This window comes from Parasphingorhabdus halotolerans (assembly GCF_012516475.1).
Lineage (GTDB): Bacteria > Pseudomonadota > Alphaproteobacteria > Sphingomonadales > Sphingomonadaceae > Parasphingorhabdus > Parasphingorhabdus halotolerans.
The window spans coordinates 2,373,765-2,395,588 of sequence record NZ_CP051217.1 but is presented as its reverse complement, the minus strand read 5'-3'; the positions used below and the strand labels follow the sequence as shown (position 1 = coordinate 2,395,588).

The window sequence follows — 21,824 nt, the reverse complement described above, 5'->3', positions numbered from 1 at the left end:
GACTTGGCGGCCCCTAGCATTACGGCATTGCCATTGCTGCAAAGACTGTTAGACTTGTCCGGACAAATTATTGACCGACGAGGAGCGACGGATGTTATTTACGACCAGCCTGACTATGCTCGCGATGGTGGCGCATCACGAAGAGACCCCCAAGCTGGAAGACCTGTTATCGGGCATTTTCAGCAACGAAGAGCACGTATATTTCGAGAAGGATGCCGGGCGCGACACACCGCCCTGGATGTCCTTTAACATCAGCCATCAGGATGGCGAATGGGCGATCGTCCATATTGATGCCTTTGGCGCGGAAACCGGCAAACGGGAAAATGTGCGCATCACAAACGGCGAACCGCGCGCCATATTGACGGTGGAGAATTGCGCCCGAAATTTTGATCGCGCCACAGAAGGCTGGACCTATAGCGCGCTGCAAAACAGGAAACTCTGTCGACAGGACTATCCTCAATGTATTCTAGCGCCACCGACTCAAATGTATGTTCAGAACCCCGCTTTTCTGACGCCTTCTCTCGCTTACGTTCCAGAAGAGTGTTCCCCGTCAGCGATCGATAGACAGATTAGCGTCATATAATAAGGGAGTATTTTGGTTTCATTGCAGTGACTGTAAGGAACGAAGATGAAAGCAAAATACTCAAAAGCCTCCACAGAGCGGGTGGTGAAAGACATTCGCAGAGCGACCCGCAAGCAATATAGCGCTGAAGAGAAGATACGGATCGTGCTGGAGGGCCTTCGCGGTGATGATAGCATCACGGAGCTATGCCGGCGTGAAGGTATCGCGCAGGGTGTTTATTATAAATGGTCAAAGGACTTCATGGAGGCCGGGAAGAAGCGGCTTGCTGGTGACACGGCTCGCGCGGCAAACAATGAAGAGGTGACAGAGCTTCGCCGTGAGGGCCGTGATCTGAAGGAAGTTGTAGCAGAGCTAACACTTGAGAACCGGCTGCTCAAAAAAAGCATGATCGGGGATGGGGAGTTAGAGGAATGAGATACCCTGCCACTGAGAAGCTGGAGATTATCAAGCTGGTGGAGCGCTCACATCTGCCAGCGAAGCAGACGCTAGACAAGCTGGGCATTGCCCGGCCTACCTTCTACCGATGGTATGATCTGTATCAGCGGTTCGGCGAAGATGCGCTGGAAGACAAGCGCCCTGGACCGCGCCGTGCGTGGAACCGGATACCGGATGATATCCACGACCAGATACTGGAAATGGCGCTGGAACGCTGTGAGCTATCACCCAGAGAGCTTGCGGTGACGTTCACCGACACCAAGGGCTACTTCGTGTCGGAAGCCAGTGTTTACCGACTCTTGAAGGCCCACGACCTGATTACCAGCCCCGCCTTTATCGTGAGGAAGGCTGCAAGCGAGTTTAAGGACAAGACGACTGCACCCAATCAGCTATGGCAGACTGATTTTACGTACCTGAAGATCATAGGCTGGGGTTGGTATTATCTGTCGACCATCCTTGATGACTTTAGCCGTTACATCATCTCCTGGAAGCTGTGCACGACGATGAAAGCTGAGGATGTTACCGATACGCTGGAACTGGCATTAACAGCATCAGGTTGCGATCAGGCCCATGTGTTACATAAGCCCCGGCTGCTATCGGACAATGGTCCCAGCTATGTCGCGGGAGAACTGGCTGACTGGCTCAAAGACAGAAACATCCGCCATGTCCGCGGCGCACCCTTCCATCCACAAACACAGGGTAAAATCGAGCGTTGGCATCAGACCTTGAAGAACAGGATACTGCTCGAAAACTATTATCTACCCGGTGATCTCGAGAAACAGGTCGAGGCGTTCGTCGAGCATTATAACCATCAGCGCTATCACGAGAGCCTGAGCAATGTGACACCTGCCGACGCCTACTTCGGCAGAGCGCAAGCCATTATCAAGCAAAGAGAAAGGATCAAACGCAAAACCATCGAACATCGGCGCTTGCAATACCGCAAGATCGCCGCATAATATCAACCAACCAGATGGTGCCAAACACTCGCCGATCTTAACCGCCCATGTGTCTCAAATTATCTGACGACGGACACATACAACCAAAATCTCGGCTTCATTGCTCATTCGTTCCCACTGAGTTCGATTTCGTCCAACCCAAAGTGTGGGATTAACGCTAATCGACGGAGCTTTGAGTTCAATGTAACCTCTTTGCATTGTTGCGCCACCACGTGTAAGCAGCACTGCGAAATCAGGGCGCGTTCGGCCAAGCGGCGTTTCTCTTATCAAACGAAGCTGTCCCATCCCTTCTTGCAGGGCTAATCCAGTAAAGAGATTAGATACGGGCGTTGTAAGCTGAGCTTCTTGCTCGGCAGCAATCGCAGCGTTCTCCATAGCGTGAATGGCTGCATGATACTCATTAGCCAGTTGTTCAATTGTCATTATCAAAGTGTAACTAGATTTGATGAAATCACAAAGATTTTCCTAAATGAGTAAGCAATTTTGGTTATATTGATCGTAACGAATGACTGGGATGCTAGCCGTATTAATTAGGGTCCAGACCCATTAACGGGATTCCCAAAGTGATATAATTGTGATTCAATGTCTTGAGCAAGGAGGTATTGGATATGTCTGATTTCTTTTGGTTTTCGGATGAGCAGTGGGCGCGGATTGAGCCGCTTTTGCCGACGAAGACGCGCGGCATACTGCGTGTCGATGACCGGCGCGTGCTTTCGGGGATTGTCCACGCGTTACAAAGCGGCGGGCGCTGGAGTGATTGTCCGCCGGTTTATGGGCCGAAGAAGACACTCTATAACCGCTTCGTACGCTGGGCCGAGCGCGGGATATGGGAAGATATCTTCAGTGCTCTGGCTGGAGCCGAGGGCGTACCAGACAGGCTGTTCATCGACAGCAGTTGCATCAAGGTCCACCGGACTGCCGGAGGCGCAAAAGGGGGCCTTGGCCAATGGTATCGGCCAGACACGGGGCGGCCGGAACACCAAGCTCCACGCCATCTGCGATATAAAAGGAAGACCCTGTGTCCTCCTGCTAACGCCCGGGAACGTGCACGATATGAAGGTCGCCAAGCAGTGTATCGCGGCAATGCCACCGTCTGCTGAACTGGTTGGCGACAAAGGATATGACAGCAATGATCTGCGCGACTGGCTCGCCTCTCGTGGTACCACCGCCGTTATCCCGCCCAAGCGGCATCGCAAGGTCAAACTTGACTGCGATCCCGCCATCTACAAACAGCGCAATGTCGTCGAGCGCATGTTCTGCCGCTTCAAGGACTGGCGTCGTGTCGCAACACGCTTCGACCGCAATATCAAAACCTTTATGGCAACCATCGCCATAGCTGCTACCGTAATCTGGTGGCTATAATGAGTCTGGACCCTAGTATATCAGGTTTAATCGCGCTGGCTGTTTCGATTCCATCCCTGCCAGATGCCAGCTTGTTTGCGGAAAGTGGTGCAGCTTTGACCCCAAGGCTTATGACCCCTGCCAACCAGGCCCAGTTCGCGTTCTAAAGCCGCTGGGGCGCATTTAAGCATATAGTGGACCTTGCCCATTATTGCCGTCTCATAAGCCTCTGGATTGTTTACAGCGATATCACCGAAACGGATTTTCTGACACTGGAGAGTCTTGCGGACATAAGCACCCGGCAAACATAGCTTGGTCCATTTTGCGGGCATCGCTTTGAATATCGGATCGAGTTCCGGCGGGACATGCAAAATTAAATGAACATCCGCACCATTTTTCCAACCATGTTCCTGAACCCAAGCCCAAACCAGTCGATCGCCATGCCGCCTTGCCCAGTCGCTTGCCAACTTCACAAAACGTGCCGTCGTTTCGCCATTGCGCCGGGCATCAACCCCGCTCCGTTCCCAAAGTAGCGTGATGAACCGATTAAACGGACACCCGCTTTCCCATGCCACCATTGCTGCCCCGATCAAGTCTCGACATTGCTTTTCCGTAAGCTGATTGCTCGCAACATCGCGCTGTCTTCTGGAACCGCCATGCTGCAACAGCCTTTGCTTACTCTGGCGTCGCTGGATCATGTAATAACCGCCCTATAATAGGGATGCTTCGCAATTCAGGCACAAGCCGTTGAACGCATTCAGAAAGCTTGTGTTCCGGCTGGAACAAGCACGGACATCGGCAAATCGAACCGCGCAAGTTTCAAATGGACGCTGGGGGATATTAGCGAGCGGGTAGCAGGTCGAACCATTTCAGTGCATCGCTTTCCGCAATCCGAGTTGCGCGTCCGATCTTGCGAAAGGGCAAACGCCCTGCCTGATTTTCGCGATATACGGTCGACCGGCCAATGCCATAACGCCCGCAGAAATCTTTGATGGTGATGAGTCTATCCATGTTTGCTTCTCTTCGGTTAGTGATGCACCCCTCTAACCCATGGTAGTGGTTCATTTTTCTAACGCGAAACGAACCAGTCTCGAAAGTTAGCAACTTTAAGCGCGTTGCTTGCGAATTCTTCAGCCACAAGCCGCCAATTGGCGCAACGGATTCCATTCCCATTGCTTTTGCAGTTGAACATCAACTGACCGTGCGGACACGGCATTTCTGCCCAATAATTTTCAATGTGCCCTTGGACTTTCGCAAGCCGGTCATCTCTCTGGTATTCATAATCTAACCACCATCGCTGAACGTTGCGATGCGAAAACGGTCGTCCTTTTGAAGTCCGTCCAGATTCGGTCATGGCATTTGCCATATATTTATAAGCCTGATTTTTCCGATATCCGCCTTCAAGCAAAGACCAAACACCCATGACAATCCAAATCCGGACTTCGGTTTCGGCAACGGTTTCAGAATTTGTCCCGCCAAAGTTATTTGGTTTTGCCCAAGGGTGGCCACTACCGCTTTCCAGCGAATGGATGAAAATAAGGAGATCCTTAAAAGGCACGAGCAAGTCAGTGCCTTTGAACGGAGGGATTTCCTGCAAATGCCCAGCGATACTTCCCATATAGGCCGCCGCTTTATTACGTTTCAGTTCCACGTCCGGTTCAGCGTGATAAATTTTTATGCGTTGCTCCAATTCAGTCACAAGATCTTGCAACCATTCAGTTTGATCCCGCCAATCAGGATTGGAATCTTTGTTCATGGGGCCGTCGAGCCGTTCGCTGGAAAATCAAGTATTTCTGCACCTTTGCGCAAAACATCCAGATAATCACTCCACCATGACGCCATTTCAACGCGCTTATCCCAATATTTGGCTCGATTATATGTGCCGCGAATTTGGTTAGTATCTTTATGAGCTAGCGCCGTTTCAATGACATCATCATCCCATTTTCCGGCTTCATTGAGCAATGTTGAAGCCGTCGTTCTCAAGCCGTGGCCTGTCAACTCATCCTGCGCGTAACCCATGCGCCTGAATGCCGCATTGATTGTGTTTTCACTCATCGGCCTAAGCGGAGTCTGTAGTGAGGGGAATATATAACGTCCTGATCCGGTCAATTCCCGTATATCGGCCAAACTCGCAAGCACCTGCGCAGTCAACGGCACGTCATGGGGCCGCCGTGCCTTCATCTTTCCGGCTGGTATGTGCCAAATGGCATCATCAACGTCTATTTCCAACCATTCCGCGTGCCGCAATTCGCCCGGCCTGACGAAAACATGCGGGGCAATCTGCATGGCATATTTTGTTATGGGACTACCCGTATAACTATCGATCGCCCGCAATAGCTCCCCAACCTTGGCCGGATCGGTAATCGCGGCATGGTGCGTTACCTTTGGCGCTATCAACGCCCCTTGCAACAAGGCCGTTGGATCGGCTTTGCAACGCGCGGTAGCAACGCCAAATCGAAATACCCGGCTGGCAAACGCACGACAACGTTTTGCAGTTTCGAAATTACCTTTACGCTCTATCTTTTTGAGCGGTGCCAATATTTCCGCTGGTTCGATTTCAGCAATAGGCCGGAAACCAATCGCGGGCGTCAACAACTCCAGAAACCATCGCGCCTTAACCAAAGTCCCTTGCGCTTTTCTCTCTCGCACAAGCTTGGTTTCAATATAATCTTCCGCCACACCTGCAAAGGTATTGCCAGAATCCAGCACGGCCTGAATTTTGAGACGTTGCTTCTCCGCTGCCGGATCGACGCCATCTGCAATCTTGGCCCTCGCCTCATTACATTTGGCGCGCGCCTTAGCTAAAGTCACATCGGGATACTTACCCAATGCCAGACGCTTTTCTTTGCCGTTAGAGCGAAATTTGAGTCGCCAAAGCTTTGATCCATTAGGAAAAACTTCAATATACAGCCCTTTTCCGTCCGCCACTTTAAAGGGGGTTAACTTTGGCTGTAAGGCGCGTATTTCTGTGTCTTTTAGGGCCATTTGGGGGCATCACTTTTCGCTATGCCGTTTCATGCCCCCAATTATGCCCCCAAATTAGTCGGATTATGGGGGCATGATGAGAAACACCCTCGGCTGTTGAGAGACACAAAATGCTCTATAACTAGCAGAAAATCAAGCTTTAAGGGACTTTGAGAAACAGTCTAATGGTGCCCAGAAGAGGACTCACACCAATTTTCCCATAGCTGAACATATCCGAATATTTTCCTGTTATATCATAAGGGTATAAACGATCTGAGGTGAACATAGTTGAGCATTGATTTTCACAGTTTCGCATGTCAAAAGGTGGGCTATAGGGTGACCTATATTGTTCGAGTGCCAAAATGCGAAAAGGTGGGCTGGTGTTATATAACGCACTTTCACAGATGAAGGCCAAAAGTCTTGATGCAGGTAAATATGCTGACGGCCAGGGCCTCTGGCTTAACAAGCGTTCAAAGATTGCTGGCAAGTGGACGCTGCGTCTCGTCATCAAAGGCAAACGCCGCGAAATGGGCTTAGGCCGCTGGCCTGATGTATCCATTGCAGAGGCCCGCGAAAGAGCTGCTTCGGCGCGTAAACAACTACGCGACGGCATTGATCCAATCGCAGCGCGGGCACATAAACAAGAAGCGCCAAAGGTTGTTACCTTAGCTGAGGCAGCTCAAGGCTGCTTTGAAGCCAAGAAGGCTGAACTTAAAAACGCAAATGCCCGAAAACGGTGGCTTAGCCTATTAGAACAATACGTCCTTCCAAAAATTGGAACGACGCCGATTGAAAAACTTGACCAACATTTGATCAAGAAAACGCTCGAACCAATCTGGCGTACAAAGGCTGAAACGGCCCGCAAATCGCTTGGGCATATTGGTCAAACCTTAAAATATGCGGCTGCGCTTGGCTTAGATGTCGATATGCAAGCAACACTCAAGGCACGGGCTTTACTCGGCAAGCAAAACCACAAGACAGTCCATATTCCGGCCATGCCATATGCTGACGCGCCAAGGTTCTATAATTGGCTTTGTAGCATCGATCATACCGCCGCTCTGGCCCTGCGTTTCCTTATCATGACTGCCGCGCGAACGAGTGAAGTGCGGCTTGCTACATTTGATGAAATAGAAGGCAATGTTTGGACACTCTCGCCAGAGAGAACAAAAACTGGTCGTGAACACCGCGTCCCATTGACTGATGAAGCATTGGCGGTTGTTGAATGCGCTCGGACCAGATCAGAGAATGAATTCTTGTTTCCAGCTTTGAGAGGCAGGCCCATTTCCGATATGGCAATGTCGGCCTTTATGAAGCGCGAAGGCTATGAGGCGCGTCCTCACGGCTTTCGAACGACCTTTCGAACATGGGCCGAAGAACAAACTGACACGCCATTTGAAGTTAAAGAAGCGGCACTGGCCCATGCCGTGGATGCGGGTGTGGTGGGCGCATATCAGCGATCAGATAGGCTGGATAAGCGCCGCAAGCTTATGGAAGCTTGGTCAAAGACGCTCCTTCAGAAATCAAATTCTTAATCGATTCCATTCGCACAAGCCGTCTTCGGCCTATTTTCACAGTCTCAAGCTGTTCGTCTGCAATCAAGCGGTAGACCGTTGTCCGGCCAAGCGAGAGAATTTTGCAGCACTCAGTAATTGAAACAAGCTTTGGTTCCATTCCGCCTCCTACGCGTATGCTGGCTGACCTTGTTGCATTTTTACGAAACCATAGATGCTATCTGCCATTATTTCGACATCATCGGGCGTGTAGCTGGCGGCCGGAAGGCCAGTTTTATCATCATAAAGAAAATCATATATGCTCTGGCGAAAACCGTCTGAGGTACTTTGTTTTGCAAATACATCTTGAACCTGCTCCATGCGCGATTGGATAAGCTGTAGCAACTCAACGGACACCGCCTTGATTTTTCGAATATCACCCTTCGAAAGCTCTGGCTTGCGGAGCATATCATATATCGTTTTCTGCTCCTGCGTATCGAAGCCTTCCGCCACATATTCCAGCTCCTCTTCCTGCATTTCAGCAGTAAGGCGCATTAACGCCTCAAAGGTTGCTTCAATCGTGTTTTTGTCCTTCTCCTTGTTATAGTCGCGCACTATTTCATCGAAGCGTTCTTGGAAGTCAGTTCGCAGCGGATTTTCCATCAACATTTTTCGCAGACGCTGTGCAATCACATCCTTCAAGTTCTGGACGTCGGTTTTCTTCTGCGGGCTTTTCTCAAATTCCTTGCGGAGAAGCTCAAAATTTATCTTGGAAATATCGAAGACTTTTTCATCCGATTCTGGATCAGCTTTGACATCAATGGCTTCGCTTACGATAGCGTTGAGGCTTTGAATAATCGCCGAAGTATCAGCATTCTCGCGATCCTCCTCCAGCATCTTATAAATAAAACCTATCGCTTCATAATCATGCCGGAAATCCTGAACGCCTTTGAAGGTCAAGCACGCCTTATATTTTCGGAAAACCGCTCGTGCTGAAATTTCAAATTTCTTGCGGCTCTCGTCATCAATATTCACCGCCTCTTTAGCATTCAGCAAAGCCGCATTTTTCGCCATGCCAACCGCTTCATGCAATGTAGCCAGTTCGAAGCCGTTGGCTTGCAGTTGGTCGGCAACAATCCCAATGGCTTCGCGCAGTTCATCCAGCAATTCTTCTTCTGGATGCAGCGGATCGGTTTCACCGCCGCCCTCTCCGGGTTCGCCCTCGCCGGTGTGTCCTGCAAACGTAGCCAGTGCCTTGCGCAAGTTTTTCAGAATACCGCAATAATCCACAATCAGGCCATTATTCTTGCCTTCCTTCACGCGGTTGGCGCGTGCAATCGCCTGCATGAGCGTATGGGCCTGCAACGGCTTATCGAGATAAAGCGTTGAGAGTGAAGGCACGTCAAAACCGGTCAGCCACATTGCGCATACAATCACGATACGGAACGGGTGATCTTCTTTCTTGAAAGCGGTTTCGACATCGAGCCTTTTGATCTGGCCATTTGCATCGGTAACGGTAAAGCCATCCTTCATCAGCTTACGGTGCGGCATGATGTCGAGGTTCCATTTGCGGAATCTGTCCACCTCGCCCTGCTCATCGCTAACTACGACCGCAATTGCCGTTTCCTGCATCCATGCTATTTGCCGTTTTCTCGCCTGCAAGTCCTGTTCATCGACTGCATCTTTCAACTGACGTTCGTGTTCGGCAATTTCGGCATTCCAAGCCTCGCGAACATAATCGTGCATCCGAACCGCGGTGATCTTGTCGATAGCGACAAACATGGCCTTGCCGGTTTCCCAGTTGGTTGAATAATGGGATGCAAAATCTTCCGCGATATGGCGCAGCCGCTTTTCTGCTGTCACCACATGATATTCGCGTTTCAGCTCGTTCTCGAGCTTTGCGGCCACATCGGCGTCTTCAATTTCGGCCTCTTCAATCGCCTTGGCGAGCTTCTCATTGAGGCCTTCTGATGTCAGGCCAAGCTTGTCCCCGCGTGCATCATAATAGAGCGGCAGCGTCGCCTTATCCTCAATCGCCCTCTGGAAATCATAGGTTGAGATATAGCCGCCGAAAACCCTCTGTGTAATTTCATCGCTGGTAAATAGCGGCGTTCCGGTAAAGCCAATGAAGCTCGCATTTGGCAGCGCGTTGCGCATATTCAGTGCCAGCGTGCCATATTGTGTCCGGTGCGCTTCATCGGTCATCACGATGATATTCTCGCGCTGGGAATATCCTTCGCCTTCTTTCACCTCATTATTAAATTTCTGGATCAGGGAGAATACAAAGGCTTTATGCTCGCCGAGCAACTGTTTCAGCTCCCCGCCGCTGTCTGCCCGGCATTTTTCTTTGTCATTATTGGCAAGGCCGACACCTGAAAAAGTCTTGTAGATTTGATTGTCCAGGTCGGTCCGGTCGGTCAAAATCAGGAATGTGAAATCACCGCCCAGCTTGCGCCGAACCTTTTGCGCGAAAAGCGCCATTGAATAGCTTTTGCCCGATCCCTGCGTATGCCAAAACACGCCCAGCTTGCCGTCGCGCTCTTTACGCTCGACCACCGATTGCATCGCGCGGTTGACGCCAAGATATTGGTGGTTTCGCGCCACAATCTTGGCCAGCCCGCCTGCGCTTTCATCAAACAATATAAAATTTTCGAAAATGTCTAGGAAATTGGCTTTGGTGCAAACGCCTTTTAAGAGCGTCTCCATTGCAACAACGCCCTTCTCCCCTTCGGCCAAACGTTTCCAATCGCTGAAATGTTCATAGCGGGCGGTGATCGAACCAATCTTTGCTTCGATGCCATTGGCCAGCATCAATAGCCCGTTGAAATGGAACATATGCGGGATGGTGTCTTTGTAATCCGCGATATTGTCTTCATAGGCGCGACGCAGCGATTTGTCGGGGCGCTTGCACTCCACGAACAGCAACGGGAAACCATTTACAAAGCCGATAATATCCGGGCGGCGGCGATGCGCGACACCGCGCACCCACATTTCGCGAACACACAGGAAATGGTTGTTTTCGGGATTATCAAAATCGAACAGGCGCAGGCGCTTTTTCTTGATCTCGCCACCTTCATGAAAGCTGGCGGTTACGCCGTCGCGGATCAGCTCATACTTCTCGCAATTAGTCGCGACTATCGACTGAAAGCCCAGCGTATCGGTAATCTGGCGCAGCGCATGTGTGTAAGCCTCATCTGGTAGGCCGGGGTTATAACGATGCAATGCCTCGCCAATATAGCGGGTGAGCAGCACATCGCGGTCGCTCTTGCGGCCCAAAGTGCCTTCGTGTCCAAATGTCTCCTGATTATACGCATACACGCTGTCCCAACCGAGCTGTTCGCTCAGATAATCGGCCATTGTCTGCTGGGTCAGCGTGTCTTCGTTATAACTCATACTTCGATTCTACCATCCATTAGGCGCGGGAGTAATAGATCGCGAGCTTTCACGAGTTCATGGTTTGCAAGGGCAAGCGAAGCACATTGCGTTGTGATCGGTTCAATCTGCGCATTAAAGTCGTCTAGTATGCCCGAAGGTGGTGTAGGAATGGAAAACTGCGACAAAACACTCCAATCGGCACGAGGCATCTTCGAACCCTCTTTGACGGTCTTTGATGCAACTGCGACAAAGTAATCACTGGATGTTGCGCAAACTACTAGCGGCCATAATTTAGGGCTTTTGGGGCGCCAGATGAAAGCATCGGAAGACGCTAAACCATCACAGATTGCGAAGCCGACTTTGTGAAAATATGGTCGGATTTTGCCAAAAATCACGTCCCCCTTTTTGAAGCGAAATTTCTGGCTCGCAAGGCCTTCCGTAGTTTCCCAGTCGGCGAGTGTGAATGATCGCCTAGGGATATGTTCAAGGCCGATGTGAACATCTCCCTCAGTAAAGTGCACTGGCTTTACAGTTTCTTTTATCCAATCGACCAAATCAATCAGTTTGGTTTTCTTCCACCCCTCAGGCGCGCCGTCGATGATTTTGATGTGTTCATGTCCGGGGAAACGGAAATGGACAAACCATTCGCGGTAAAGCAGCCGCGCCGCCTCTTCGAGCAAAGCAATCCGCCGCCGGTTATTCTCAATCAAATCATCATAGGTAATAGCAACTTCGACAATTCTCCTCTGTACATCAAGCGGTGGTACTGCAAATTCGAAAAGGCCAAGTGATTTAGCATTCGCGTTTGGTTGAGCGGAGCCTCCTTTCACCCCGTTAACAAAATTTTTATACTGGTCAGATTCCACTAGAAGGCCAACAAAACCAGATTCAAGACGGTCATCATGAACTTTAAACCTCACAAGGTATGACGCAAAAACTGAATTCTGTTCAGACCTAATAAGCTTCGCATGACCTGTCGTTGCGCCAGTCCGTGCAACCACGATATCGCCGGGACTGAGTGCATATTTTGCGTTTAGTTTTTCGTCGATTGGGCAGTACGGAACCTTATCCCAATCAATAAATGGTGGAACGATGTCAGTTATTCTAAGAAATTTTGGCCCTATAGCCTCATCTTGTGCCGATGCTGTGTAGCCATATTGGCTATTCGCGATATCGCATAGCTTTACCCTAGGCCAACTCATACAATCAGCTCTGCAAAATTCTTTTTGATTGTCGCGGCCACGAGCGCCGCTTCCTCATTCAGCCCTTCAATCTCAATATGAATATCGCGCAGCGCCTCTTCAAAATCGAAATCCTCATCCTCTTCTTCCGGTGCAACACCAACATAGCGACCCGGCGTCAGGCTCCAGTCCTTGGCTTCAATCTCTTTGCGATCTGTCAGCTTCACAAGACCCTCGACATCGCACAGTTCGGCATCGGGGAAACGACTTTGCAGCCATTCGGCTTGTCCATTAAAATAACGCGCCTGTTTCAAATGCTCGGTCACAAGGTGACGCTCAGCATCCATCACATTCAGCCGTTTTTTGCCCTCTGCCGCCTTTGCACCGTCCGCCACTTCGGCATCATGCACACGGCCAGCCGTCTTGAAGAAATGGTCAATGCTTTTGGCCAGCGCTTTGGCCTGATCTGCCAGCGGATGCAGCGCTACGGCAGAAGCGAGCATCGCTGCGTTATCGCGCTTTTGACCATCCCAATGCGCTGCCTTCGCTGCTTCTGCGGCCTTGGACAGCGTCGTCATGTCGGCGTTTAACGTTTCTGCCAGCGCAGTAAGCTCCGCATCCTTATGCGCCGCCGTCACTGCGTCCATCGCCGCAATCAGCGGGGCAAAGTCGCAGCTCTGCATTTCCGTAAAAGCAGTTTCGAGATAGCCTTCAACCAGTGCCAAAAAGCGATCTTGCTGCCCGCGATACAGCCAAACAATGGCCGCGATATTCTGCGCTTGTTCGGGGGTGAAATCATAAATCTTGCGCGTGACTTTGCGGAATATATGCCGCGCATCGATCATCAGCACCTTATCGCGCATCGCATCGGGTTTGCCCTTATCCATAAACCAAAGCTCACAGGGCACGGTGCGAGTGTAAAAGAAGTTGGAGCGAATGGCGATCATCACATCCATATCGCCCGTCTTCACCATTGCCTCGCGGACTTTGGCTTCCTGACCGCCCGCAGACGAAGCCTGAGATGACATAACGATGCCAGCGCGGCCTTGCTTGGCCAGATAGCTATAGAAGAATGACATCCAGACGTAATTGCCGTTGGATACCTTGCCGCCTTTATTCACGCCGGGAAGGCCAAAGGTCAGGCGCGGATCGTCCTTAATTTTCTCCGCGTCAATCTCGTCTACGTTGAACGGTGGATTGGCCATCACGAAATCGGCCTTGCCGATCATCGCGTGCGGGTCTTCATAATAAGAAATGGCTTTTTGAATATCGCCCTCCAGCCCGTGAACGGCGAGGTTCATTTTGGCGAGGCGGATCGTGGTCGGGTTTTTCTCCATCCCGTAAAACGTCACCCGTTCATTCGGGTTCTGCTGCATTCGCTCAATAAAATGCGCTGACTGAACGAACATTCCGCCAGAGCCGCAGGCGGGGTCAATGATCTTGCCGTGATCTGGCTCGATCACATTGACGATGGTTTGCACAATGGAAACCGGCGTGAAAAACTCGCCGCCATCATGCGCCTTCTGATCGGCAAATTGCGTCAGGAAATATTCGTAAATCCGCCCGAACACATCGCCATCGGCTTTTTTAAGCGCAGGGTCGTTGAAAGTGCGCAAAAGCTGGCCAAGGTCATCATCGCCCAGTTCCTGATATTCGGTCTTAGGCAGCGAGCCATCTAGCGATTGATAATCTGCTTCGATGCTCTCCATTGCAGCGATGATAGCGCCCGCCCGGTCGCCGCCATCGGGAATGGCAACCAGCGCATCAAACTGCGCATCTGGTTGTAAGAATATCGAACCGCGCTGCGAAAAATCCTCTTTGGTGAGCGGACGTGTGACGCCGCCGCGTGATGGCAGTGTTTCCTCAATCTCGGCCTTCACCCGCAAAAAGCGGCTATAGGCATGACGTAGGAAAATCAGGCCCATGACAGGCATGAAATATTCATTGCTGGCAAAGTTAGAATTGGCCCGCAGGTGGTCTGCTACCGACCAAAGGCGTTTTTCGATTTCGCCGAATTGCTGCAAGTTGTTGCCCCTCAGAGATTCTTTAGTTGCGTGATTAGACATAAAATCGGAATTTGTCTTGGCATTATAGCCTATTTTATAGAAATTCTCTGCCTAATGCTGGTGGGCCTTTTGCAGATTGCCTAACTGTGCGAGACTTTCATATTGCTCGATAAGCGCGTCAAAAGTTCGAGAAGTGGTATTACACTGTTCACTATATGCCGGATCGAGCAATGACTCGATCATCAAGAGCCATTCCGGCGGCTCAATCATTATGTTTTTTCGGTCTACCAAGCGGTTCGAGGTCGCCATTTTCACGATTTCCCGTTTTTGCTCGGCAAGGGCCGAAACATATTGCGTATAAAGGCTTCTCACCAGTTCGAGGAATTTTCGTATCTGCGCCAAACGCTCCCCCTTTTTGGTGGTTTGCGCGGCTAGTGCCTCCCACTTTTTCGTATCGAGCAAAATTTCAGTTTTCTTGGCCTGATAGATTTCGGTATCGATCATCTCGTCAACATATTTGTCGGTCAATCGCGATAACCGCTCTTTGAGCTTGATGATTTCAAACGGTGCCTTTTCCGCTTGATCCAGCACTTGCCCCGCTTCTACCCATGCAACAAATTTCTGATAGATGATTTCAACCTGTCGGTCGCTGAGCACGAAGCGTTTAAGCAGCGACTGAACCTCTGCCTCAATCATGTCTTCGCGAACGGTCTTGGTGATGCAGGGTTTGAGCTGGCAGCGATAATATACTCTCCCCTTTTGTTTCTCAGGGATCATGGCCTGATCGCAATGCATACAGCGGAATAAGCCGCGATAGCGGTGGCCATGCTTGGTCACTTTCTTGTTGTCGCGACCTTCGCGGATATCAGCAACTTTTCGGTAGAGATCAACGCTGATCAAAGGTTTGTGGATGCCAGGATATGATTTGCCTGAACTTTTCACAAACATGATGCCGGCATAAAATGGATTGCGTAGCATCTTCTCGACACCCTGTTTGGAAACAGGTTGTCCGCGCTCGTTACGCAGGCCGCGCCCGTTGATTTCAGGAACCAGTGACCAGAGCGAATAATTGCCGGTCGCATATAGCTCGAACATGGTTTTGACCAATGGCCCTCTGACCGGGTCAATAGTTTTTGGTTTGCCGCCGCCATTGTCGTTGTAGCCAAGCGGGGCTTTGAACGGATAGAAGCCCTGCTTGAGTCGTCCGTTCAAACCTTTGATGCATTCCTCGCGCAGGTTGCGGATATAGTCAGCCGCTACCACTGCCTGCACGTCTGCTGCCAGACGGCCGCCGCGAGAACGAAAATCCAAACTTTCGGTGGCGAAGTGGATATCAAATCCAGCATCGGCAAGCTCGCCAATCCTAGCCCAATCAGCGAAATTGCGCGCTCCTCGATCTATACGATGGGCGATGAGGCCGTTCGCACCGCCTTTCTGCAATTCGGATACCATCCGGTTGAAAATTGGCCTGCCTTTTTTAGCGGCGGTTTCCTTCTCTTCGAACCATTTCGAGATGGCGATGTCATGGCGCTGTGCAAACAGCGTGATCGCTTCTCTTTGTGCCTCCAGCGAAACGCCGTCACCCTGTTTGACGGTTGAGACGCGGATGTAGGCAAAGCAAGTTTTCATGAAGTTTCGGGGTTATCTTCCGAATCTATCAAATTTTCAAAATTTGGCGAATCGGATTCCCACGGCCATGTGCCGTCGCGCTCCATTTGCTCGTAGGTTCGTTTGCAGATTTCAAAATATTGCTGGAGGAAATCTTCTTCCAATTTTGCGATCAATGCCTGTTCTTCTGCTGATAGTTTTTTGTCCATTTTTTCAGTTTACGGGATTGCAGTGGTTCTCAGTAGAACCCGAAAGGCGACAATTACGGAAGGTCTGGTCGCCAAGTTTGAATGCTGAATGCGGGCGTTTTGTGGCCGCCGATCATCAATTGGCAATAGCCGCGATAATTAGGCAAGCTCACCAGAGCATAAGGCGGCAAATCACCAAGCTGCCTTCCCATAAGCGGCGCGTCGTGCGCACCAAGCCTGAAGCTCAGCACGGTTCCGCAGTTACCCAATACGGCCTCAAAGACGGGCTTTTCCATCTGTGAACTGTGCTGGCAAAACAGGTTTATCGAAATCCTGTATTTTCTCATTTCTGAAAGCATCTCTGCGAAGCTCTCAGTGGTGAAATTATGAAATTCATCGACATAAAGGAAAAACGGACGGCGCTTTTCAAGCGGCGTATCATGGCGGGAAAACGCAGCGTTCATGATGCTGGAAACGATCAACCCGCCAAGCACGTTGGCATTGTCAGAGCCAAGCTGGCCCTTGGCCAGATTGATTATCAATATCCGGCCTTCGTCCATGATCTTGCGAAAGCGCAGCGGCTCTTTGGGCTGGCATAATGCCGTTCGCATTATCGGATGCGCCAGAAACGCGCCTAGCTTGTTGGCTATCGGCGCAACCCCGTCAATCGAGGTCATATAGTTCATTTTGGGCAGCTCTTCGGTCCAAAAGGCCCTGACTTGCGGATCAGTAATGCGCGGAACGACAGTTCTGCGAAAATCCTTATCAATATACATTCGCGTGATGTCGCGCATATCGGCTTGCGGCAGCTCCAAGAGCGCCAGAATTGAATAGCGCAGCAGATGCTCCATTCGTGCGCCCCAGCTATCTGACCATTGCTTTTTGAGCGTTTCAATCAGGCCCGATGCAATGAGCGGTCGGTGCTTGGCGGATGCAGGAGTGAGCGGATTATAGCCATAGGGACTAGCAGCATCTGCAACCCGCCAATGAATGTGAGACTGTTTGATTTTACCCGCGAGGCTTTCTGCCATATCACCATGTGGATCGATGATGCAGAAGCCGCGCCCGGCCTCTGCGTCCTGCAATGCCATCTGTTCAATCAGGGTTGATTTACCAGTTCCAGTTTGTCCCATCGCGAAAAAATGATGGAGCCGGTCGGCTTGCTGAATGCCAAATCGCCTTGGCGTAGTGCGATGGAACGCATTGCCTATGATGGTGACGGAGTTTTGCATGGGCGCATTATCATGCGCCTAGCTGCTGGCAAAAAGGCTACGAAAGCGGCTGTGGACATTGAGCTTGCGCACAATACGCCATGAAAGGCATGATATGGCTAGGCGGCCAATGGTGGCCCAGAGGAATTGATAAGCCGTCTTGCATCGGGTGCAGAATTTTAGATATTCTGCCCTTTAGGAAACAAGCATGGCGGTAATTCTAAGAACACATCACCTATGTGGTATGTCGCACTCACCGGAAAGGTTTCACCTTTCCGGCATTAACGGTGCGTCCATACCATATAGGTGGTGTTTTTCGATAGGCACATAAAACAGACAAACTGGGGGCATTGCGCCTGCTAGAGCGGCAGTAGGTCAACATTCTATGCTGATGCGATATTAGTAATCGTAATCAACGCATATGTTAAAACAATTCTCCCACGACCTGCGCCTCGCAAGGCGCAAGGCGGGACTTACCCAAAATGATCTGGCGCATCTGATGGCCACGACCGACAAAGAAATATCGGCGCTGGAACATGGCCGCAAAATTCCGTCACTGCCGCAGATTTGCGAATTATCGCTCATCTATGGCCGGTCCTTTGAAAGCCTATTTGCCGATTTGATGGAGTATGGAAAAAAGAAACTGCGCCACCAGATGCCATCGCTCTCCAATGATGTGCGCAATCATGTAGGCACCATAAACCGTTCTGCGACTCTGGAGCGCGTGACGCGGCGGATGAATGACACAAGATCGCCTTATGAAAGAACTTAGCTTTCTATCGTTCGCGGTGGCGACAGGCCGCGTCGGTGTTGTCTTCTTGGACAGAGGCAGGCTGCGTCATTGGCAAATGTCAATCACCGCGAGCAAAGATGCGAAAAAGGCCTCCAACTTTGCAGATACTCTCATTCGTGATTATTGCCCGAATGTCGTGGTGACGCAAAAGCTGAATGAAAAATGCCGCAAGGGACCAAAATCACAGCAGCTCATTGCCGTTATTGTAGAAAAAGCCACCCAGCATCCGGTGCTTGACGTCGCCGTTGAACGGCCCCGGCGATATGACAATAAATACCTCGAAGCCGAAGCGCTAGTAGCTCGCTTCCCCGAGCTTACGCCTTGGCAGCCGAAACGCGAAAAATGCTGGGACAGAGAACCCCGTCATACTGTCATTTTTGAAGCTTTGGCGATGGCAGAGGCCGCCATGCTTGGCCCTACAGAGCAACTGGCGGCGGCGTTAGGTTAGACTGCCACCGAGATACAAATCAGCCCACCGCTTTGCATAGCTGCCAGCCACCATATCCTGAGCAGCGGCGCGAAGCAGGGCTGATTTGTTAGTGATCCTTAAGTGCAGAATCAGACGGCAAACGCTTCAAGGGCTGGACTTCAAAGGCTAGGTCTTGTCCATCATCGCCTTTTTCCGCCAACCCAATTGCCTGACTGCGAGTTCGTTCTGCTTGGCGTGGTCTCGTTCCAAAAATTTCATCAAATACTTCGTGTGGATCGCATCCGATAGACCGACAAAAGAGCGCGAAATCGACCAAATCTAGCCGCAAATCGCCTTTTTCAAATTTGGAAATGTAAGCCTGAGAACGGTTCGTTTTTTCGGCAATATCAGACTGGCGCAATCCGGCTGCAAGCCGTTCACGTTTCAATATCATTCTGAGCCTTTGATGCTCATCTGAATATATTTCAGTCCTCATTTCGCGTCCCGGAAATCCATTTTCCGGTGCAGATAAATTCCACTTGGAATATATACCGAACAGTTATATACCAATTGGAATATGAACTTGTTTTGAAGTGGAATGAAAAAGAGGGGGTAATATGAAATTATTGAATATCAAACGCATGGCTGCGCTGTCGGCCTTGATGATTGTGACAACGGGAACGCTGTCAGGCTGCGCCATTGGAAGTTTGAGCGGCAACAGCTCGCAATTCAACACGGTTGAGACACTGACGCTTTCCAAACGACCCGACAATTTCTTTGATGGCATGGTCGCTATCGGCAAAGCGCAGGGATACCAATATACAGGTCGTGACGCGTCGATAAATCAGATCAATTTTACTGATCAGCCAAATTTCGGCCAAACAATAATCGGTACATCTTTCAGCATCAATATTATCGTGACGCTCAAGCCCGATGGCCGCACGGTCGAAATGCGCTTTTTCGGCGCAGGAACGGGCAGTAGCAGCGATGCCGAGCGATCTACTCTCCGTATTGAAAAACTGAAATCCGCTATTCGGGATCGGTGGCAATGAGCGCGCAAAGCAAAGAAGACCTGCATAAATGGCTGTCGTTGGTGTCAGCTGCATTGAAATCAGGGCCAGTGTTTTTTGGGCTGTATCTGCTGCTCAATACGCCCACTTATATTCTTCCCTATTTTGGCTCGAACTCTGCCGTTGTGGGCGCGCTCGGGCAAGTTGCAGGTCAAGATACACTACCTGCATTCTGGTGGCATTTATTCTTCCTGACCTGCCTGATTGGGATCACTTGGATACGCGGCGGAATGATTGGCCGGTCTTGGTTGGTGACGCTGCCAGTCTTTGCGGCGCTGTTCGACATGATGCCGGGATTCAACATGATTCCTCTCGTTCCAACAGCCTTTCACGTCACCACGATGGTCATGGGCGTCAATCGCAAACCGGAAGATTATCCCGACGATGATGGCGCTTCACTTCGGACTATGATGGGAACAGGCTTGATAATCGGGATGCTGTTGCTCACGCTTTACAAATCCATGACATGGGAAAGTATTTTGGAACAAGAAGTCAACGAGATGGAAGCAGAGAGAATTTCTGAAACAGCTCGTGAGCCAATGAAAAATGTTTTTAGGCCGGAACGAGCGCAGCCTGCCCAAGACAGGGTGATAAAAGCAGTCGTTGGGGGCCGCTTTACCCTTGCGCCATACGAAGCGATCAGGATTGAAGTCAACGACATACCAAATGGTGGCAAAATTCACCCTAAAACTGTTAAAGATGTTGGCGACTTAAGGACAGCGAGGTGGGACACGAACTTCGTCAATAACACCAACGACCTTCAATATAGGCTCGTATCTGTAGTCGACATTCCGTTGGAGTATGTGATTGGCTTGCCCGAATAGCATCCCATTTTCACCGCCTTTGGTGTACGTTTCAGCAGCTCAATCATCCCGCACACTTAGCTCATGTCAGCAATCATGCTGGCACAGAGCAAGGAGTGCAGATGATGAATATACGCCGCGAAGTGGAAGCGCGCCTAAAGGGCTTCCCTTTATATAGTCAGGAAAAACTGGCCGATCCAATTGTTCATTGCAAACTGTTCCACGCCTATGGCAGCGCAACATGGTACCTGACCGAATTTGATGGTCAGGACATTGCGTTTGGCTATGTCACCGGAATGGTTGCAGATGAATGGGGTTATGTTGCCATATCGGAATTGGAAGCGTTGCGGATTGCTAAAACAATCCCGCGCATTGAATGCGATGTGCATTTCCGCCCGATCATCTTTTCCAAACTCAGAATTCAGGAAGGGTTTTAGTCCCTGCTAGAGCCAAGCATAGTCTTGGCTCTTTTTCTGCTCGTCTCCAGTCTCGATGTAGCAGTGCTGGCATTGGTTTTGGCGGCGTAAACACGGGGCCAAAATCATTCCAGCACTGGAAAAGCTGATAGCTGCAACCGTCGGGAAAATGCCGCTCCGTTACTTTCAACATTTTCTCCAACCGCCTTTCGGTGGTGGTTACATTTAACACCAACATCGGCGCGGTGAGATTGAGATGCTGCTTGTATAAGCCCTGCTCAATATATTGCTGATATTGCAGCAAGTGTCGCCTGAAGCTCTTGCGATTGAAATTTTGCGATGTCGCCGGTTCGGTGGCCCTGTCGGCTTCAACCGCGAAAAATCGGAATCTGCTTCCCTGCTCGCCCAGATACTCAATACCAAATAGCGCGTCGGGAACTAAGTCTTTCCGATATGCCTTGCCGGATACGGGATCGGTCACATTCGTCGGGTAGCGCATTGTCACTTTTGCGCGGCGCAATATTTGGCTTTGCGGAATGTAATTCAGATAAGGATCATCGAGACAAGCCAGCTCTATCGAGGCCGTGATGCAGCTCACCATGAAGTTGTGGAGCCAAGGCCCGGATCGCGTTGGTCTTATGAAATCGTAATCACGGTCACCTGCCAAAGCTTCTATTGCTGCCGGTGCCAGATCATAGACAAGCTGGTTATACCGGCTGTCGATCGTGCGAAATTGTTGAAGCGGTCTTATCAGATATGGACCGCCATGCGGCGTCAGCTGCTCATGGAATAAATCGGTCAGCCGTTCCTTGGCACGTTTTTTTGACGCATGACTGTGATTTGCAAAATCGAGCAAGAATGACGACGGCAGCGGTCCATGCTCGGCAAGTTTGCCGAACCAGAGCATATCGCGCTTGGTTGGACGAACGCATTTGCCGGTTGAAGAGGGCTTCAACCGGCTGCGCCGCCCAAAAATGTCGGGCTGATCGCGCAAG

The 21,824-nt window shown here is 50.6% G+C and carries 23 protein-coding genes; 9 read left to right on the top strand and 14 right to left on the bottom strand.

All coding sequences use genetic code 11. The features are described 5' to 3' along the window. The first annotated feature begins 91 nt into the window (after window positions 1-91). Window positions 92-583: a hypothetical protein gene (locus HF685_RS11805; protein WP_168820148.1), complete on the top strand. Its 492-nt coding sequence runs from the start codon at window positions 92-94 to the stop codon at window positions 581-583. Between the two features lie 45 nt (window positions 584-628). Continuing rightward, a protein-coding gene (locus HF685_RS11800; protein WP_168820147.1) for an IS3 family transposase occupies window positions 629-1,974 on the top strand; the annotation gives its coding sequence in 2 pieces (ribosomal slippage) (window positions 629-959 and window positions 959-1,974; 1,347 coding nt in all). 54 nt (window positions 1,975-2,028) lie between these two features. Here the strand turns inward: HF685_RS11800 and HF685_RS11795 are convergent. After that, entirely contained in the window at window positions 2,029-2,397 is a 369-nt protein-coding gene (locus HF685_RS11795) for a hypothetical protein (protein ID WP_168820146.1), read from the bottom strand. Between the two features lie 185 nt (window positions 2,398-2,582). Between HF685_RS11795 and HF685_RS11790 the strand changes: the two genes are divergently transcribed. Then, a protein-coding gene (locus tag HF685_RS11790; protein WP_168818399.1) for an IS5 family transposase occupies window positions 2,583-3,336 on the top strand; the annotation gives its coding sequence in 2 pieces (ribosomal slippage) (window positions 2,583-2,914 and window positions 2,913-3,336; 756 coding nt in all). 26 nt (window positions 3,337-3,362) lie between these two features. Here HF685_RS11790 and HF685_RS11785 read toward each other — a convergent pair. The 4 genes from HF685_RS11785 to HF685_RS11770 all read right to left on the bottom strand — a co-directional run bounded on the left by HF685_RS11785 (window position 3,363) and on the right by HF685_RS11770 (window position 6,243). Further along, a complete protein-coding gene (locus tag HF685_RS11785) occupies window positions 3,363-4,013 on the bottom strand; it encodes a hypothetical protein (protein WP_168820145.1) in 651 nt (216 codons plus the stop codon). Between the two features lie 142 nt (window positions 4,014-4,155). Beyond that, window positions 4,156-4,326, bottom strand: coding sequence for a helix-turn-helix transcriptional regulator (locus HF685_RS11780; protein WP_168820144.1), 171 nt, complete (start codon window positions 4,324-4,326; stop codon window positions 4,156-4,158). A 58-nt stretch (window positions 4,327-4,384) separates the two neighbouring features. Continuing rightward, window positions 4,385-5,071 carry a hypothetical protein gene (locus HF685_RS11775; protein WP_168820143.1) on the bottom strand — a complete coding sequence of 229 codons (687 nt, stop codon included), beginning with the start codon at window positions 5,069-5,071 and terminating at the stop codon, window positions 4,385-4,387. After that, window positions 5,068-6,243: a tyrosine-type recombinase/integrase gene (locus HF685_RS11770; RefSeq protein WP_343040048.1), complete on the bottom strand. Its 1,176-nt coding sequence runs from the start codon at window positions 6,241-6,243 to the stop codon at window positions 5,068-5,070. Before HF685_RS11770 ends, HF685_RS11775 begins: the two co-directional genes overlap by 4 nt. Before the next feature lie 416 nt (window positions 6,244-6,659). Between HF685_RS11770 and HF685_RS11765 the strand changes: the two genes are divergently transcribed. Next, window positions 6,660-7,811 (top strand): tyrosine-type recombinase/integrase, encoded by a 1,152-nt coding sequence (locus tag HF685_RS11765; RefSeq protein WP_211051170.1) that lies wholly within the window; start codon window positions 6,660-6,662, stop codon window positions 7,809-7,811. Here HF685_RS11765 and HF685_RS11760 read toward each other — a convergent pair. From HF685_RS11760 to HF685_RS11730, 7 genes are all read right to left on the bottom strand, one after another. Next, a complete protein-coding gene (locus tag HF685_RS11760; RefSeq protein WP_168820140.1) occupies window positions 7,765-7,950 on the bottom strand; it encodes a helix-turn-helix domain-containing protein in 186 nt (61 codons plus the stop codon). The two genes, HF685_RS11765 and HF685_RS11760, sit on opposite strands and share 47 nt — an antisense overlap. Before the next feature lie 8 nt (window positions 7,951-7,958). Beyond that, window positions 7,959-11,162 carry a type I restriction endonuclease subunit R gene (locus HF685_RS11755; RefSeq protein WP_168820139.1) on the bottom strand — a complete coding sequence of 1,068 codons (3,204 nt, stop codon included), beginning with the start codon at window positions 11,160-11,162 and terminating at the stop codon, window positions 7,959-7,961. After that, on the bottom strand, window positions 11,159-12,346 hold the full coding sequence (locus tag HF685_RS11750) for a restriction endonuclease subunit S (RefSeq protein WP_168820138.1): 1,188 nt from the start codon (window positions 12,344-12,346) through the stop codon (window positions 11,159-11,161). Before HF685_RS11750 ends, HF685_RS11755 begins: the two co-directional genes overlap by 4 nt. After that, the gene (locus HF685_RS11745; protein WP_211051167.1) at window positions 12,343-14,349 is read right to left on the bottom strand and encodes a class I SAM-dependent DNA methyltransferase; all 2,007 of its coding nucleotides are present in this window, start codon (window positions 14,347-14,349) and stop codon (window positions 12,343-12,345) included. The genes HF685_RS11750 and HF685_RS11745 overlap by 4 nt, the downstream gene beginning before the upstream one ends. A gap of 93 nt (window positions 14,350-14,442) precedes the next feature. After that, complete coding sequence (locus tag HF685_RS11740) at window positions 14,443-15,960, bottom strand: recombinase family protein (RefSeq protein WP_168820136.1); 1,518 nt, start codon at window positions 15,958-15,960, stop codon at window positions 14,443-14,445. Then, the gene (locus HF685_RS11735) at window positions 15,957-16,148 is read right to left on the bottom strand and encodes a hypothetical protein (RefSeq protein ID WP_168820135.1); all 192 of its coding nucleotides are present in this window, start codon (window positions 16,146-16,148) and stop codon (window positions 15,957-15,959) included. The genes HF685_RS11740 and HF685_RS11735 overlap by 4 nt, the downstream gene beginning before the upstream one ends. A 53-nt stretch (window positions 16,149-16,201) precedes the next feature. Then, the gene (locus HF685_RS11730; protein WP_168820134.1) at window positions 16,202-17,359 is read right to left on the bottom strand and encodes a type IV secretory system conjugative DNA transfer family protein; all 1,158 of its coding nucleotides are present in this window, start codon (window positions 17,357-17,359) and stop codon (window positions 16,202-16,204) included. Window positions 17,360-17,759: 400 nt separating this feature from the next. Here HF685_RS11730 and HF685_RS11725 point away from each other — a divergent pair, with 400 nt between their 5' ends. Together HF685_RS11725 and HF685_RS11720 are read left to right on the top strand one after the other, a co-directional pair. Continuing rightward, window positions 17,760-18,110 (top strand): helix-turn-helix transcriptional regulator, encoded by a 351-nt coding sequence (locus HF685_RS11725; RefSeq protein WP_168820133.1) that lies wholly within the window; start codon window positions 17,760-17,762, stop codon window positions 18,108-18,110. Between the two features lie 76 nt (window positions 18,111-18,186). After that, window positions 18,187-18,579: a hypothetical protein gene (locus HF685_RS11720; RefSeq protein WP_211051164.1), complete on the top strand. Its 393-nt coding sequence runs from the start codon at window positions 18,187-18,189 to the stop codon at window positions 18,577-18,579. 88 nt (window positions 18,580-18,667) lie between these two features. Here the strand turns inward: HF685_RS11720 and HF685_RS11715 are convergent, their stop codons facing one another. Further along, window positions 18,668-18,961, bottom strand: coding sequence for a helix-turn-helix domain-containing protein (locus HF685_RS11715; RefSeq protein ID WP_211051162.1), 294 nt, complete (start codon window positions 18,959-18,961; stop codon window positions 18,668-18,670). A gap of 196 nt (window positions 18,962-19,157) precedes the next feature. On the opposite strand from HF685_RS11715, the gene HF685_RS11710 reads away from it, so the two are divergent. From HF685_RS11710 to HF685_RS11700, 3 genes are all read left to right on the top strand, one after another. Continuing rightward, a complete protein-coding gene (locus tag HF685_RS11710; RefSeq protein WP_168820130.1) occupies window positions 19,158-19,592 on the top strand; it encodes a hypothetical protein in 435 nt (144 codons plus the stop codon). After that, the gene (locus HF685_RS11705) at window positions 19,589-20,434 is read left to right on the top strand and encodes a hypothetical protein (protein ID WP_168820129.1); all 846 of its coding nucleotides are present in this window, start codon (window positions 19,589-19,591) and stop codon (window positions 20,432-20,434) included. Before HF685_RS11710 ends, HF685_RS11705 begins: the two co-directional genes overlap by 4 nt. A gap of 101 nt (window positions 20,435-20,535) precedes the next feature. Continuing rightward, a complete protein-coding gene (locus tag HF685_RS11700; protein WP_168820128.1) occupies window positions 20,536-20,850 on the top strand; it encodes a DUF2958 domain-containing protein in 315 nt (104 codons plus the stop codon). On the opposite strand, the gene HF685_RS11695 is transcribed toward HF685_RS11700, so the two are convergent. Next, window positions 20,828-21,823, bottom strand: coding sequence for a replication-relaxation family protein (locus HF685_RS11695; protein WP_168820127.1), 996 nt, complete (start codon window positions 21,821-21,823; stop codon window positions 20,828-20,830). The genes HF685_RS11700 and HF685_RS11695 overlap by 23 nt on opposite strands. Window position 21,824: the final 1 nt, after the last annotated feature.

Bases quoted from the DNA above. Each gene is read 5' to 3' on its own strand.
- HF685_RS11805 (WP_168820148.1), top strand. From the start codon at position 92: ATGTTATTTACGACCAGCCTGACTATGCTCGCGATGGTGGCGCATCAC.
- HF685_RS11795 (WP_168820146.1), bottom strand. From the start codon at position 2,397: ATGACAATTGAACAACTGGCTAATGAGTATCATGCAGCCATTCACGCT.
- HF685_RS11785 (WP_168820145.1), bottom strand. From the start codon at position 4,013: ATGATCCAGCGACGCCAGAGTAAGCAAAGGCTGTTGCAGCATGGCGGT.
- HF685_RS11780 (WP_168820144.1), bottom strand. From the start codon at position 4,326: ATGGATAGACTCATCACCATCAAAGATTTCTGCGGGCGTTATGGCATT.
- HF685_RS11775 (WP_168820143.1), bottom strand. From the start codon at position 5,071: ATGAACAAAGATTCCAATCCTGATTGGCGGGATCAAACTGAATGGTTG.
- HF685_RS11760 (WP_168820140.1), bottom strand. From the start codon at position 7,950: ATGGAACCAAAGCTTGTTTCAATTACTGAGTGCTGCAAAATTCTCTCG.
- HF685_RS11755 (WP_168820139.1), bottom strand. From the start codon at position 11,162: ATGAGTTATAACGAAGACACGCTGACCCAGCAGACAATGGCCGATTAT.
- HF685_RS11750 (WP_168820138.1), bottom strand. From the start codon at position 12,346: ATGAGTTGGCCTAGGGTAAAGCTATGCGATATCGCGAATAGCCAATAT.
- HF685_RS11740 (WP_168820136.1), bottom strand. From the start codon at position 15,960: ATGAAAACTTGCTTTGCCTACATCCGCGTCTCAACCGTCAAACAGGGT.
- HF685_RS11735 (WP_168820135.1), bottom strand. From the start codon at position 16,148: ATGGACAAAAAACTATCAGCAGAAGAACAGGCATTGATCGCAAAATTG.
- HF685_RS11730 (WP_168820134.1), bottom strand. From the start codon at position 17,359: ATGCAAAACTCCGTCACCATCATAGGCAATGCGTTCCATCGCACTACG.
- HF685_RS11725 (WP_168820133.1), top strand. From the start codon at position 17,760: ATGTTAAAACAATTCTCCCACGACCTGCGCCTCGCAAGGCGCAAGGCG.
- HF685_RS11720 (WP_211051164.1), top strand. From the start codon at position 18,187: ATGTCAATCACCGCGAGCAAAGATGCGAAAAAGGCCTCCAACTTTGCA.
- HF685_RS11710 (WP_168820130.1), top strand. From the start codon at position 19,158: ATGAAATTATTGAATATCAAACGCATGGCTGCGCTGTCGGCCTTGATG.
- HF685_RS11705 (WP_168820129.1), top strand. From the start codon at position 19,589: ATGAGCGCGCAAAGCAAAGAAGACCTGCATAAATGGCTGTCGTTGGTG.
- HF685_RS11700 (WP_168820128.1), top strand. From the start codon at position 20,536: ATGATGAATATACGCCGCGAAGTGGAAGCGCGCCTAAAGGGCTTCCCT.